This is a genomic window from Candidatus Dechloromonas phosphoritropha (assembly GCA_016722705.1).
Classification (GTDB): Bacteria; Pseudomonadota; Gammaproteobacteria; order Burkholderiales; family Rhodocyclaceae; genus Azonexus; species Azonexus phosphoritrophus.
Map to the genome: position 1 here is coordinate 339,321 of JADKGN010000001.1, position 13,372 is coordinate 352,692.

Below are 13,372 nucleotides of genomic sequence, written 5' to 3' on the forward strand. Positions count from 1 at the left end.
TAGAGTGAACACCTTAAACCAGTTCCCGGTTCCATTACTCCCGGAACCCCAACATGGCCAACTTCGCCATTCTGCATTGGTTCGGCATGAACTTGGCGCCGCGCTTCACCAATTTGCATGCGCAACTTAAACACCTCTACTGCGGCCCTGGTCAGTCCTACTCTGATTTCCTGATTCAACCTGTGGGTCAAATTGACCGCAGCCTGATTGCATCGGAGAAAGCCAACATGGATCACATTGCTGCCACGCTGGGTCTCAAGGAGATGAGCCAAAGCGTCCTTATGCGCAAAATCTGTACCTTGTCCGGGCATCACCGGACGCGCAAGGCCATCTTCGAATTCGACAAGCTGATTCGCAGTATCTACACGCTCCGTTACTTGCGCGACCCGCAATTGCAGCGCGATGTCCACCGTTCGGAAAACCGCATCGAGTCCTACCACCAGTTGCGCTCAACTATCGCCCAGGTGAACGGCAAAAAGGAACTGACAGGGCGCACTGACCTGGACGTGGCGGTCAGCAACCACTGTGGCCGAGTGATTGCCAATGTCGTGATCGCTTACAATTCTATGCTGCTGTCCGGGCTGCTGAGCCGATATTTGGCAGCCGGCAACGAAAAGGCGATCAATTTCCTCAGGCAAATTTCACCTGCAGCATGGCAGCACCTGCATTTCCTTGGGCATTACGCATTCCGAGGCAAGCGCCACTCGATTGACTTGGAAGCCATTTTGGCGGGGGAGCTTCTGGGAGTCTGAAAATTCCGCCGGTTTGGGCTTACAACCCCAAATACCTTCAAGTTTTGTTCTCGCTCTGTACGGGCAGATAACGTGATTTGTGGCGGATCGAGATTCGTCGGGTTCGGCATCACGCGACTGACCGATGCAGAATCGTAAGCAGGGGATCTGCAACCGGTAGGGCTTGAGCTTCCAACGATGTCGTCCGCGCCACCACACGCGTGAAAGCTGAGGTCATGGCGCGTGCATCTTCCTTAGTGAGACTCAACCACAGCGCATGCTCGACGCGATACAGGAGTGCGAGATCGGAAAGGCGGCTACTCAGTTCCGCGAGTGACGTCACCGTCGATTCACGCACGTGCGTTTCGCAATCGCCGCCGAGCGTGGCGAGGAGTCCCTCGACCAATTTTGCCAGTTGTGAAGCTTCGCTTTGGGCGTGGGCCTGAGTTGACGGCTCGGAGATTTCCGCGTCGGGCGTTTGCTCCGCCTGCGCTGGAGGTTCGCGTCTGACATCCCTGTCACCGGCCAACCACCGAATGGTTGCGACGACCGCCTTGTGCGCTATCGGCGACAATTTCCCTTCCTGAAGCGCTTCGGACAGGAGATCGACGGCGCCGGGCGCGGCGATTTGCGGCAACGCATCCCGGGCTGCATGCTCGGTATTCGAATCGCCGCTCTTCAGCGCGTTGATGATCGCGATCACGCCGCTCGGTTCGTTAGTGGCGGCGAGCGCAGGAGCAGCTGCCTTAGCCGCAGGATAGCCAAACTGTAGAGCCTCAGTGAGCGCCTCGACCGCCTGGCGGCCGCCTAGCTTTCCGAGTGCTTCCGCCGCCGCTGCATACACGTCCCAAGCCGGTGGCGGTTCGACGAAATCCACCGCGTCATTCACCTGAGAGTAGTAGTCGTTAACGACGATGCGTGCGGTTTGGGTTACGACTATTGCGAGCGCCGAAACGGACGCGGTGTCGCCGATATTTCCAAGCGCGTACGCGGCCGCCGCCGCTACTTCAGCTTCATCATGGAGGTGCCTGATCAGGGAACTGGTCGCGCGTCGGTCCCGATATTCCGCGAGCGCGACTGCCGCCATTCGTCGCGCTGCGGTCGCTGGATCGCCGAGCCTCTCGATGAGTGGTTCTACGAGGCGCGCATCACGGAGATCCTGCGCCGCCCGAATTGCGGCACATCGTACGCTGGGTTGCTCGTCCTTCATCAGATCGACTACGTCGGGAACCACAGCGCTGCCCATTTGTGCGAGCGCTAGCGCAGCCGACCTCGTAGCGGATGTGCGCAGCGCCGGTAGAACGACGGGCAATGCCTCGCGACCGAAGCGCGCCAGACCCCGCGCTGCAGCCTGCGCCACGCTCTCCTCCGGGTGACTGAGCGCTGCGCCGAGACCCTGTATGGCTTCGTGCCGCCCCGTTCGCGCGAGCGCTTCGACTAGTGCGATGCGGTCGTGGACCTCCACCCGCACATGCCGCAACCGTGTGAACGCACGCCGCAGCATGGACATTGGCCTGGCTAATAGCGGTTTCACCTTCTTCTCAATCGGAGCCCAGACAAGCGCGTAGAGCAGCAACCACGGGATGAACAACAGACGGAATGGCGAAAAGAACAGGCGAAACAACCACATCGACGTGTAGCCGCTGATTGCGTTCCGTATGCGTCCTGCTGGCGGCCGCTGCAATAAACGAGTGAGCGTCCCGACAATCGTCTGCGCAAGTTGGTCCGGTATCGAAGCGCCTTCACCGACCGCCGCGGCGGCGAACAGCAGATCGCGGTGCAGAATGCGTTCGTATCGGCTCCGCGCGCTGAGCAGACTCCAGGTGGCGGTTGTTGCCAACTCCCCACGGAGTATCCCGATCATCATGAGCACCGGCTCCCGCCATGCGTGGTGATGCATTCGCGGGCGCAGGAAGTCCCAGGCATGAGAAGCATCTGCTTGCCACAACGCCGCGAGTTGAGTCGCGACTGCATACTCCTGAAACGTCAGGTGCCGAAAGGCGAGGAACTCTTCGCCGGCAAGCGTCCAGACGACCAGCATGCCGGCCTGCAGCCAGTGCTCGATCACCTGCTCACCGAGCGCGGCGCCATTCGCGAATCCCGCCGCTTTAAAATAGGCGCCGAGATCTTCAATGACTTTGCGGCGGGACGGTGATGCATCGCCTTTTCCACCGTAGTAACCGAGTTGGAGATACCAGCCGAGGAAGTAAAAGCCCGTCAACCTGGCTCTCCTCTCTTCATCTCCATCGTCGCGAGCGCCGGCAGCCGGTGGTGCTTGCCGAGTAAGCTCCCAGCTGTGGATCAATTCCTCGACGTATCGCCGGTATAGCTCGGTCCTTTGCGTTGGGAGGTCTCGTGAAGGGTCATCGCCCGCGAGCACCGCGAGGAACGTTAACATGAGCGGATTCCGAACCACCTGTTCGAGCTGCGGCCGACGGGCGAGTTGCGCTTTGAAAGCCTCGAGCATGTGGGCGGGCGAGGGCGAATCGCTGCGCTGTCCGGCGAGAATCTCGAACCACTGCGCGAGGAAATGATCCACATCGGCCGTGGCCAGCGGCAGCATCTCGAAATGCGGTAACTGTTCGAGTCCGGACGCGTCATAGCCGGTCGGCCGCGAGGTCAGCATGAGGAGTCCGGTCAGGTCGGCGATTTCACGCGCGACCTGTTCCGCTCCAGACTGTGCTTCGTCGAGACCGTCCAGCAGCCACAGAACCCGTGCCTCCCGGATCTTCCTGTGAAGGACCTGGCGGAGCTCCCGATCGCCGCGGCACGCCTGCGTCACCGCGAAGTCTCGCAACGACAGTCCGGCCTCGGTCGCGAGGGCGGTGCCGTATTCGCGCAGCGAGACGAGCAGAGGTAATCGCACTTCTACGCTCTGGACGCTCTGTCGCGCGACGTAGCGCAGCAAGGTCGATTTCCCCGAACCCGGCCCGCCAAGAATGACGACCCGTTCGTTATCACGGAGGAGGCGCTCGGGATCGAGCGCACTTTTTCTCGATGATTCCTCCGGCAGGTATAGGTGCGCACCGAGCGACGCAGCGTCCGTCGAGCTGGTTTTCATCGCAGCACGTTCGCGGGTCTTTTCCGCGGCGCGTGCCCGCTGTTCTTCGATCGCGAACACCCGTACGTAGATCGCGTCGAGCGGCACTCGGAGCTGCAAGGCCCGGCCGTGGTGGTCGCGCGGCTGTGGAATCCCTCGCAAGCTGACGAAACACGTATCGTCGAGCAGCCGCTGCCGGTAGCGGGCCAGACGTTCAGTCTCGGACGTTTGCTGCGCCGCCACATCCTGGCGGAGCCCCACATTGATCGCCTTGATCAACTTGGCGCGATCGTGCTCCCAATCGAAGTTCCGCAATACCTGCACGTTCCTGGCCGTAAGGTCCCCGATGTCTTCAGGGAGCGTCTCACGCCGTGGCACGGTGACGCTCGCGAGCAACACCGGGATCACGAGAGGCTGCGGGCTGCGACTCAGGGTGTCCGCAATTTCCTGCCGGTACACGTCATCCGCATCCATCACGCGGGGCGGTGAAGCTGTATTTCCGACCTGCAGCCACTCCTTGCCCATCACGATGAGCACGGCGTCACTTTCGGCGAGGTGCGATTTGATCTCCTGATGCCATGCCGAGCCAGCAAGGATCGTCCGCGTGTCGAAAAAGACATTAGCCGCACCGAAGCGCCGCTTCAGGTCATCGTACAGGTGCGTGACTTCCGCCTCGGAGTCTTGTCTTCGATAGGAGATGAAGATCTTTGGCACTATTCGAGCACCAGCGCCAGCGGCTTGTCCGGCGGGAATCGTTGCCCGCTGTCAAACCCGGCTGCTAGGAATTTGCTTTTTGCGGGGTGTCCCAGAAACAGCCGTTGGGCTGGACGGGAGGGCGGGGAAAAGGGGGATTTGGGTAGAGCTGAAATGCTGAAATGAAGAATAGGAAACATAAACGGCCCTTTTTCCAAGACGCTCAAGTATCTGCCGGTCGTCAGCGACCGTCAATTCGGCAAGGCGACTGTCGGGATAGTTTACTTATCCACTATCCACGTGAGCGGTTAGAGTAACTGTCCCCTGCATCGCACAGTGACTGAACACTGCGCTCGAAACTGTTCGGGTTGTGGTAATCGGTGAAGCATGCGGCCATTCGATTGAGTAGGCCGATCCGCTGATCCACCTCCCGTAACAGCAAGCCGCCGCTGTCCGAGGTGATCCGGCCACCATCAAAACAACCGACCACATCGCGGCGACCTAATGGGGGTTGTAAGCCGGAACCGCCGAAAATTCCGTCATCCCCACGCCGGCCCTGCCACGAGCGCATCCAGGTCCAGGTCGATCATCTTGCCGTCGCTTTGGAACGTGTCGTGCCCGTTCCACATCGATGATTCCGATCGCCGTATCCTTCATTTCCTTGTCACGGAGTCCGGCTGCTCACAGGCCAAGTTCGCTGTGCGAACCGAGACGGACGAGCTGGAGTACGTTGTCGTCCGGTTTTCTGTAGATCAAGACCAAGTCGGGCTTGACGTGACAATCCCGGTGCTCCTTCCAATCACCACTGAGCGAATGATCGTGGTGCTTCTCAGCCAGTGGCTGATCATGGGCCAAGGCCGTGACGACGGTGCCGAAATCGTTTTGCAGCGTTTGCCGGTGCGGTCCCTTGGTTTCGCGCTTGTAGTCGCGCTTGAACTGGCCAGTATGTTCAATCCCGTACTTATCCGGTTAACACATACAGCGATTTTATTTCCCACAATGATGCCGTATTTGTTCCGCCGGTGCCATTATTGGCGACGAATTCCCCTCCAAAAACAAGTTGCCCCCCACTTTATGCTCGGAAATTCCCATGGCGTGAATTTTGTGTGTGCTAACCGGATAAGCACGGTTCAATCTTCCGCATTCAGGTCCGCCATCAGGTCCTCGACGGTGGCGAACGACTTCAGGCCACCATTGCGCGCCTCCTTCATCGCTTCGATAGTATCGACGTTGGGAACCAGTGGCTCGAACGGCAGTGCCTTCTCGCGTGCGACGCGGGTCAGCATGATGCGGAAGGCGTCCGACACGGTCAGCCCCATCGCCGCAAGCACGGCGGTCGCCTCTTCCTTAATGTGCTCGTTGATTCTGGCACGGACAACAGCATTTGCGGACATGATCTGATCCTCCAAGTTATTGAGCTACATTGTGGCCCACGAGACGCCAGGACGCATCCCTTGCGTGTTGGCCGGATGTCGGAAAACATCTGTTTCCCACACGGACGGCAAAGCGTCGCAAACGATGGTCTCGACAGGGCGAAAGCTGCTCGGGAAACCGTGTCGGATAGGCCGGATGGCCGGAAACCTTGTCCCCGGCGTTTTCCGACTGCGAAATGGCGGCTGGTGACATGGCTGCTCGGTCTACCCCCTGTACGGGGCTGGAGTTGGGGTGACGGAATTTTCGGCGGTTCCGGCTTACAACCTCAGATAGGAGCTACATTATTGAGTTCTGCTTGAGCGATGGCAGATGCATTACACATGTTTTTAGAACAAAACTGATAGTCTCCAATAGGCGATTACCTGACGGTTCGAGGAGTCAAGTCCAAAATCTGCTGTAAATACTCTTCGATCCGATGAATGACGAATGGTTTTCAGCTAGCGAGGGCAACAACGTTGTTGCCCTCGCTAGCTGCGGCGCGGGAAGCCGCCCACTCCTTGAATTCATCCATGTCGAGGTACTTCCGTTCCTGCCAAGCCTCGTTCTGTTCGGCCAGCAGAGCGCCGATCAGGCGCAAGGCTGACTCGTCGTTGGGGAAGATGCGGATCACGCGCTCCCGCCGGCGAATTTCCTCGTTGAGCCGCTCCTGCATGTTCGTTGTGCGTAGCCGCTTGCGATACTTCTCGGGCAAGACCATTACCGCCATGGCATCCTCGAATCCTGCTTCGAGGCAGGCCACCGCTTTGGGGGCGCTCTTGGCGAAGCGCTCGGTGAATTCCGCCAGGCGGCGCTTGGCCTCGACCAGATCGGGCGCCTGCAGCACGAGCTTGACGGCAGCTGCCACCTCGGCGCGGTGGCGGGTGTTGCATTGGCCCAGAATGTTGCGCATCAGATGCACCTGACAGCGTTGCCAGCTGGCCCCCTGAAAGTGCCGCGCTGCCGCTTCACGCAGGCCGCCGTGGTCGTCCGAGATGATGAACTGCGTGCCCTTGAGGCCGCGCCCTCTGAGCCAGCGGAAGGTCTCGTCCCAGGTGGCGAAGCTCTCGGTGTCGCCGATCCGCACGCCCAGAATCTCCCGGAAGCCATCGGAGCGGATGCCTGAGACGGTCAGCACGGCACGCGAAACCACACGATCTTCTTGCCGACTCTTGATGAACAGGGCATCGACCAGCACGAAGGGATACTCGCCGTCCAGCCGCCGTTCGTTGAACGCGCTGACCCGCGGTTCCAGTCCGGCGCACAGTGCGCTCACCATCGATTTGGAGAAGCTGGCGCCGCACAGCTCTTCGGTGATCGCCGAGACCTTGCGCGTCGAGACACCGTGCACGACCATTTCCATGAGCGCCAGAACGAAGGCCTGCTCGCTCCGCTGGTAGCGCTTGAAGATGTCCGTCGAAAAGCTGCCGTCCCGCGTCTGCGGCACCAGCAGCGTCACCGGCCCAACCCGCGTGTAAAGGGTGCGTGGCCGGTAGCCGTTGCGATAGCCGGCCCGTTCGTCCGTGCGCTCGTGCCGCGTCGCCCCCAGCGTTTCCGTCACCTGCGCCTCCAGTACTTGATTGAGCACCGCTTCCACCAGTTTCGCCAGCCCGTCCTGCCCGTTTAAAAGCCCTGGCAGCAAGTCCGTTCCTACGCTAACCTCATACCCAGTCATCGCTTCTCTCCTTCGGTTATCGATCGTCTCGCAACGTCAGTTTACCGAATCGAAGCGGTGGCTACCTGCCACCCGATTTACAGCAGTTTAGGGACTCAATCAGATGCGGGCGACTTGCATGACGGTTGGCCAAGATGGGTATACAGAAGTTGGCTAACTATAGAAGACCTGGCCAACAATGACAAATACCGATGTTATTTGGCCTCCCCTAAATTGACCATTCAAATTGGCCGTACGCAGGAATATTGAGATCCCTTCACTGCAGGTATATACTGATGTATATATCATCCACTTGAACGGGAGTCGAAGATGATTGAGACGCGCGTTGCAAAGCTATTTAAGAACGGTGCCAGCCAGGCGGTTCGTCTTCCTGCGGAATTTCGCTTTGAAGGGGAAGAGGTTTTCGTCACCCGCGACGATGCAACCGGCGATGTTGTGCTGTCGAACCGGCCTGGCGCCAAGACTTGGGGCGCGTTTTTCGAGTTGCTGCACGCCGTCAATGTACCCGCCGAGTTCATGGCAGAACGCCCGCTGAATGTCGTGCCGCAAGCGCGTGGCGTCTTCGATGATGAGGTGGACGCTTAACCATGCTGCACATGCTGGATACCGACACGGCGAGCTACCTCATTAAGGGAAAGTCACCCGCGATAGAGAGTCGCTTGGCGGCCCTCGTGCCGTCGATGGTTTGCATCTCGGTGATGACGCGGGCCGAATTGCAATACGGACTGAGGCGCTTGCCGGCCGATCATCGCCTGCATCTGGCGGTGCGCCAGTTTCTGAAGATTGTTCGCGTCTTGCCGTGGGACGCCGAGGCGGCGGATTGGTACGCTGACATCCGCCACCAGTTGGTCAGCTCGGGGCAACCAATCGGCGAACTGGATATGATGATCGCCGCCCACTCATTGTCTGCCGGCGCCGTCCTGGTTACCAACAACAGTCGCCACTACGAGCGGATCGCCGCGCCGATCATGCTGGAAAACTGGGTATAGTCAGAAGCCCGCAATGGCTTTGTGTTGGTTGCCACCTTCGGTGACAGACAGCAACCGGCCACTATGCACAGTTCGCAACTAGGTACAGTGACGACCGGAATGGCCCTATTCGCGGACCTTACGTGCAACAGTTCTGAACATAGTTTTGGCGAAATCAGGGACTGGACAAGCGAATCCGAATGCAAAAGTCGCCATGTGCTTTTCGCCATGCAGCCCGATCGAATACAGTCCCTTCCTCTGCAACCCCGCACCATCATGGCACGGAGCCGGCTTTGTTTGCGTGGTCGAGCTAAGATGCAATTGGGGTAAGTTGGTAACTGGAGCAAAGTAGCGGCATTGCTGTTTCTCATCGCAGCAGAAACTATGTCAACAATTTAGAGAATAGGTTTTGCGAAAGATACGCCCTGCCTGCGTCGCAGAGCGTATGCCAAAACGAACTGCACATAGTTTCAAACTGTGCATAGTGGCCGATTGGAGACCAGATTGAGTCCCTAAACTGCTGTAAATCGGGTGGCAGGTAGCCACCGCTTCGATTCGGTAAACTGACGTTGCGAGACGATCGATAACCGAAGGAGAGAAGCGATGACTGGGTATGAGGTTAGCGTAGGAACGGACTTGCTGCCAGGGCTTTTAAACGGGCAGGACGGGCTGGCGAAACTGGTGGAAGCGGTGCTCAATCAAGTACTGGAGGCGCAGGTGACGGAAACGCTGGGGGCGACGCGGCACGAGCGCACGGACGAACGGGCCGGCTATCGCAACGTCTACCGGCCACGCACCCTTTACACGCGGGTTGGGCCGGTGACGCTGCTGGTGCCGCAGACGCGGGACGGCAGCTTTTCGACGGACATCTTCAAGCGCTACCAGCGGAGCGAGCAGGCCTTCGTTCTGGCGCTCATGGAAATGGTCGTGCACGGTGTCTCGACGCGCAAGGTCTCGGCGATCACCGAAGAGCTGTGCGGCGCCAGCTTCTCCAAATCGACGGTGAGCGCACTGTGCGCCGGACTGGAACCGCGGGTCAGCGCGTTCAACGAACGGCGGCTGGACGGCGAGTATCCCTTCGTGCTGGTCGATGCCCTGTTGATCAAGAGTCGGCAAGAAGATCGTGTGGTTTCGCGTGCCGTGCTGACCGTCTCAGGCATCCGCTCCGATGGCTTCCGGGAGATTCTGGGCGTGCGGATCGGCGACACCGAGAGCTTCGCCACCTGGGACGAGACCTTCCGCTGGCTCAGAGGGCGCGGCCTCAAGGGCACGCAGTTCATCATCTCGGACGACCACGGCGGCCTGCGTGAAGCGGCAGCGCGGCACTTTCAGGGGGCCAGCTGGCAACGCTGTCAGGTGCATCTGATGCGCAACATTCTGGGCCAATGCAACACCCGCCACCGCGCCGAGGTGGCAGCTGCCGTCAAGCTCGTGCTGCAGGCGCCCGATTTGGTCGAGGCCAAGCGCCGCCTGGCGGAATTCACCGAGCGCTTCGCCAAGAGCGCCCCCAAAGCGGTGGCCTGCCTCGAAGCAGGATTCGAGGATGCCATGGCGGTAATGGTCTTGCCCGAGAAGTATCGCAAGCGGCTACGCACAACGAACATGCAGGAGCGGCTCAACGAGGAAATTCGCCGGCGGGAGCGCGTGATCCGCATCTTCCCCAACGACGAGTCAGCCTTGCGCCTGATCGGCGCTCTGCTGGCCGAACAGAACGAGGCTTGGCAGGAACGGAAGTACCTCGACATGGATGAATTCAAGGAGTGGGCGGCTTCCCGCGCCGCAGCTAGCGAGGGCAACAACGTTGTTGCCCTCGCTAGCTGAAAACCATTCGTCATTCATCGGATCGAAGAGTATTTACAGCAGATTTTGGACTTGACTTGGAGACCATCAGTTTCGTTCTAAAAACATGCGTAATGGATACACCGTTGCTCAAGCAGAACTCAATGATGTAGCTCTTATCTGCCCGAGTTGACCTTGGCACGCAGTTCTTTCCCCACCTGAAAGTGGGGCACAGCTTTCGCTGGAACCAGTACGGCCTCACCGGTATTTGGGTTGCGCCCAGTACGTGGCGGTCGGTAGTTGAGCCTGAAGCTTCCGAAACCGCGTATTTCAATACGGTCCCCCTTCACCAGCGTGTTGCTCAGCGCTTCAAGAATGGTCTTGACCGCAAGTTCAGTATCTTGGGTGGTCAACTGCGGAAAGAGGGCAGCGAGTCGGTTGATGAGTTCGGAGCGGATCATGGGCGAATTTTAAGTGGCACTTCCGCTCGGAAGCTGTGGCAAACAACACACTGGCAGGCACGCCAGCATCGATGACACATTGCAACGTCGACGCCTTCCGGACGTTAAGCTTCGTCCCTTAGCTCAAGCCATGGTGGGTCACACCTTCGGCGCGACCCGGACGCCTTGCAGCTCGCCGATGCAACGAGCCACCCTGGCACGATGTCGCGGCGACAAAAACGCTGGGGCCGTTTGTGACTGATAAAGGACGTTATCATTCACAAATGGCGGCAGGTCACGGATCGCCGTGGACAAACTTGGTCAGTGTGATTACATTGGATTGTGTATGAGTTATCAGGATTGAACAATGGAAACGCGAGTCGTGACTGCCCACATTCCGATCGAGCTGGCCGAGAAGGTCGATCAGCTCGCCGCACGTCTGGAGCGACCCAGGGGCTGGATCGTCAAACAGGCCCTGACGGCCTGGGTTGATCTTGAAGCGAAGCGCTATCAGCTGACGCTCGAAGGCTTGGCGGATGTGGATGCCGGGCGGCTGGTCGAGCACAGCGCGGTCGAGGGCTGGGCGAACAGTCTTGACCGACCGGCGTAGCGATGGCGCTGAAGTGGACCAGCAGTGCGCAGCGCGATCTGGCGCGCTTGCATGATTTCCTGGTGCCGGTCAATCCGCGCGCTGCCGCGAAGATTGTCCAGCAACTGGTCGCCGGCGCCGGGCGGCTCGTGACCTACCCGCAGCTGGGCGTCCAGCTGGAAGAATTCGCGCCACGTGATGTGCGGCGGGTGATTGTCGGCGACTACGAGCTATGTTACGAGGTGACCAACACCGCCATTTACATCTTGCGGCTTTGGCACGCACGGGAGGATCGGTAATGGCCGCATCGCTAATACAAGCAGCGTCCGGAACATTTGGTTTGCCGGCGCTGTTTTCGCCGACACCGGAGGCGGGCAAGCGCACTCTCGAATTCTTCACCGCCAACATTCGCAACCCGAACACGCGCCGGGCCTATGCGCGCGCTGCCGTCGAATTCTCGGCCTGGTGCGAAGAGGTCGGCTTGCGCGAGCTGCGCACCATCGAGCCGGTCCATGTGGCCACCTACATCGAGACACTACAAACGCGCCTCTCGGCACCCTCGGTCAAGCTGCACCTGGCAGGCCTGCGGATGCTCTTCGACTGGCTGGTGATCGGCCAGGTCATCGCGGCGAACCCGGCGAGCTCGGTACGCGCCCCGAAACACTCGGTCAAGAAAGGCAAGGCCCCGGTGCTCGGCACCGACGAAGCGCGAGCGCTTCTTGATGGAATCGACACCAACAAGGCGGTCGGGCTGCGCGATCGCGCGCTGATCGCTCTCATGGTGTACACCTTCGCGCGCGTTGGCGCGGCTGTGGGCATGAAGGTTCAGGATGTCTACGTGCAAGGCCGGCGGACCTGGGTGCGCCTGCACGAGAAGGGCGGCAAGCAACACGAAATGCCCTGCCATCACAATCTCGATGAGTACCTGCACGCCTACATCGAAGGTGGGCAGATCGGCAGTGAGGGCAGGGGGGTTCTGTTCCGGACGGCCATCGGACGAACGGGGCAACTCACCGAGCGCGCAATGAGTCAGGCGGATGTGTACCGGATGATCCGGCGGCACGCCAAGGCCATTGCCCTACGGACGGAAATCGGCTGCCACAGCTTTCGGGCGACAGGCATCACCGAGTACCTGCGCAACGGCGGCAAGCTGGAGGTCGCACAGCAGATGGCCAACCATGAAAGCGCAAGGACTACCGGCCTTTACGACCGTCGAAACGACCAGATCAGCCTCGATGAGGTTGAACGGATCGCTATTTGACTAAGGCACTTCTGGCCCAACGGCTGACTGCAACCGACCCCTCTGCACTATGGCCAGAGCGCGCTTCTGGCCGACCAGCACAACCAGCTTCTTGCCGCGGGTGATCCCTGTGTAGATCAAATTGCGCTTGAGCATCATGTAGTGCTGGGTCGATACGGGAATCACCACCACCGGATATTCTGAGCCCTGTGATTTGTGAATCGTCGTTGCGTAACAGAGCACCAGTTCATTGAGTTCCCCGAACGGATAGCTCACGGCGCGCTTATCGAACTCGACGGCAATTTCGGCGTCGTCGAGATTGACGCTGGTGACAAAGCCGATGTCGCCGTTATAGACATCCCGGTCATAGTTGTTCTCGATCTGCATCACCTTATCGCCAGTGCTGAAGCGGTAGCCGAATTTATCGACACTGTGTTCGCCAGGAGGATTGAGGGCTGCCTGCAGGGACTGGTTGATGCCGCGAGCACCGGTGGTCCCCCAGTTCATCGGGCACAGCACCTGGATGTCGCGCACCGGATCGAGGTGAAACTTCTTGGGTAGGCGCGTTTGCACCAGATCAACCACGGTTTGGGCGATGGCCTCTGGGTCTTCGGCACCGACAAAGTAGAAATCCGAGACCTCGCCTTTGGCTGGGAAGTTAGGATAGATGCCCTGGTTGATCTGGTGGGCAATACGCACAATGCAATGCGCGATGCGGCCGCCTGGCGGAACACCTCTGTCAGTCGAATGCCCGCCCTCGGGCGGGCATGGACTGCGCGTCATCTCGCCAACGCTCAAGGGTTACTT

General features: G+C 59.5%; 13 protein-coding genes and 1 pseudogene. 7 read left to right on the forward strand and 7 right to left on the reverse strand.

Features of this window, described 5'->3' with window-relative positions:
- The first annotated feature begins 53 nt into the window (after positions 1-53).
- Positions 54-752, forward strand: a complete 699-nt coding sequence (locus tag IPP03_01660; protein ID MBL0351460.1) for a Tn3 family transposase — start codon at positions 54-56, stop codon at positions 750-752.
- Positions 753-861: 109 nt separating this feature from the next.
- On the opposite strand, the gene IPP03_01665 is transcribed toward IPP03_01660, so the two are convergent.
- The 5 genes from IPP03_01665 to IPP03_01685 form a co-directional block, all read right to left on the reverse strand.
- Positions 862-4,485 carry a HEAT repeat domain-containing protein gene (locus IPP03_01665; GenBank protein MBL0351461.1) on the reverse strand — a complete coding sequence of 1,208 codons (3,624 nt, stop codon included), beginning with the start codon at positions 4,483-4,485 and terminating at the stop codon, positions 862-864.
- A 271-nt stretch (positions 4,486-4,756) separates the two neighbouring features.
- Positions 4,757-5,035 carry a transposase gene (locus IPP03_01670; GenBank protein MBL0351462.1) on the reverse strand — a complete coding sequence of 93 codons (279 nt, stop codon included), beginning with the start codon at positions 5,033-5,035 and terminating at the stop codon, positions 4,757-4,759.
- A 110-nt stretch (positions 5,036-5,145) separates the two neighbouring features.
- A complete protein-coding gene (locus tag IPP03_01675; protein MBL0351463.1) occupies positions 5,146-5,418 on the reverse strand; it encodes a type II toxin-antitoxin system YafQ family toxin in 273 nt (90 codons plus the stop codon).
- A gap of 176 nt (positions 5,419-5,594) precedes the next feature.
- Positions 5,595-5,858, reverse strand: coding sequence for a type II toxin-antitoxin system RelB/DinJ family antitoxin (locus tag IPP03_01680; protein ID MBL0351464.1), 264 nt, complete (start codon positions 5,856-5,858; stop codon positions 5,595-5,597).
- 473 nt (positions 5,859-6,331) lie between these two features.
- Positions 6,332-7,549, reverse strand: a complete 1,218-nt coding sequence (locus tag IPP03_01685; GenBank protein ID MBL0351465.1) for an IS256 family transposase — start codon at positions 7,547-7,549, stop codon at positions 6,332-6,334.
- Between the two features lie 309 nt (positions 7,550-7,858).
- Here IPP03_01685 and IPP03_01690 point away from each other — a divergent pair, with 309 nt between their 5' ends.
- From IPP03_01690 to IPP03_01700, 3 genes are all read left to right on the forward strand, one after another.
- Positions 7,859-8,134: an AbrB/MazE/SpoVT family DNA-binding domain-containing protein gene (locus tag IPP03_01690; protein MBL0351466.1), complete on the forward strand. Its 276-nt coding sequence runs from the start codon at positions 7,859-7,861 to the stop codon at positions 8,132-8,134.
- A 2-nt stretch (positions 8,135-8,136) separates the two neighbouring features.
- Complete coding sequence (locus IPP03_01695; GenBank protein ID MBL0351467.1) at positions 8,137-8,538, forward strand: type II toxin-antitoxin system VapC family toxin; 402 nt, start codon at positions 8,137-8,139, stop codon at positions 8,536-8,538.
- 582 nt (positions 8,539-9,120) lie between these two features.
- The gene (locus IPP03_01700) at positions 9,121-10,338 is read left to right on the forward strand and encodes an IS256 family transposase (protein ID MBL0351468.1); all 1,218 of its coding nucleotides are present in this window, start codon (positions 9,121-9,123) and stop codon (positions 10,336-10,338) included.
- A gap of 134 nt (positions 10,339-10,472) precedes the next feature.
- On the opposite strand, the gene IPP03_01705 is transcribed toward IPP03_01700, so the two are convergent.
- Positions 10,473-10,757 (reverse strand): integration host factor subunit beta, encoded by a 285-nt coding sequence (locus tag IPP03_01705; GenBank protein MBL0351469.1) that lies wholly within the window; start codon positions 10,755-10,757, stop codon positions 10,473-10,475.
- Between the two features lie 346 nt (positions 10,758-11,103).
- Here IPP03_01705 and IPP03_01710 point away from each other — a divergent pair, with 346 nt between their 5' ends.
- From IPP03_01710 to IPP03_01720, 3 genes are read left to right on the forward strand one after another with little or no spacing between them, the layout of a single operon-like run.
- Positions 11,104-11,346: a ribbon-helix-helix protein, CopG family gene (locus tag IPP03_01710; protein MBL0351470.1), complete on the forward strand. Its 243-nt coding sequence runs from the start codon at positions 11,104-11,106 to the stop codon at positions 11,344-11,346.
- A gap of 2 nt (positions 11,347-11,348) precedes the next feature.
- The gene (locus IPP03_01715) at positions 11,349-11,624 is read left to right on the forward strand and encodes a type II toxin-antitoxin system RelE/ParE family toxin (protein ID MBL0351471.1); all 276 of its coding nucleotides are present in this window, start codon (positions 11,349-11,351) and stop codon (positions 11,622-11,624) included.
- Positions 11,624-12,586, forward strand: coding sequence for a tyrosine-type recombinase/integrase (locus IPP03_01720; protein MBL0351472.1), 963 nt, complete (start codon positions 11,624-11,626; stop codon positions 12,584-12,586). Before IPP03_01715 ends, IPP03_01720 begins: the two co-directional genes overlap by 1 nt.
- Here IPP03_01720 and IPP03_01725 read toward each other — a convergent pair.
- Positions 12,587-13,314 (reverse strand): annotated as a pseudogene (locus IPP03_01725) (ATP-binding domain-containing protein).
- Positions 13,315-13,372: the final 58 nt, after the last annotated feature.

Bases quoted from the DNA above. Each gene is read 5' to 3' on its own strand.
- IPP03_01710 (MBL0351470.1), top strand. From the start codon at position 11,104: ATGGAAACGCGAGTCGTGACTGCCCACATTCCGATCGAGCTGGCCGAG.
- IPP03_01680 (MBL0351464.1), bottom strand. From the start codon at position 5,858: ATGTCCGCAAATGCTGTTGTCCGTGCCAGAATCAACGAGCACATTAAG.
- IPP03_01700 (MBL0351468.1), top strand. From the start codon at position 9,121: ATGACTGGGTATGAGGTTAGCGTAGGAACGGACTTGCTGCCAGGGCTT.
- IPP03_01715 (MBL0351471.1), top strand. From the start codon at position 11,349: ATGGCGCTGAAGTGGACCAGCAGTGCGCAGCGCGATCTGGCGCGCTTG.
- IPP03_01685 (MBL0351465.1), bottom strand. From the start codon at position 7,549: ATGACTGGGTATGAGGTTAGCGTAGGAACGGACTTGCTGCCAGGGCTT.
- IPP03_01660 (MBL0351460.1), top strand. From the start codon at position 54: ATGGCCAACTTCGCCATTCTGCATTGGTTCGGCATGAACTTGGCGCCG.
- IPP03_01670 (MBL0351462.1), bottom strand. From the start codon at position 5,035: ATGCGCTCGTGGCAGGGCCGGCGTGGGGATGACGGAATTTTCGGCGGT.
- IPP03_01695 (MBL0351467.1), top strand. From the start codon at position 8,137: ATGCTGCACATGCTGGATACCGACACGGCGAGCTACCTCATTAAGGGA.
- IPP03_01705 (MBL0351469.1), bottom strand. From the start codon at position 10,757: ATGATCCGCTCCGAACTCATCAACCGACTCGCTGCCCTCTTTCCGCAG.
- IPP03_01690 (MBL0351466.1), top strand. From the start codon at position 7,859: ATGATTGAGACGCGCGTTGCAAAGCTATTTAAGAACGGTGCCAGCCAG.
- IPP03_01720 (MBL0351472.1), top strand. From the start codon at position 11,624: ATGGCCGCATCGCTAATACAAGCAGCGTCCGGAACATTTGGTTTGCCG.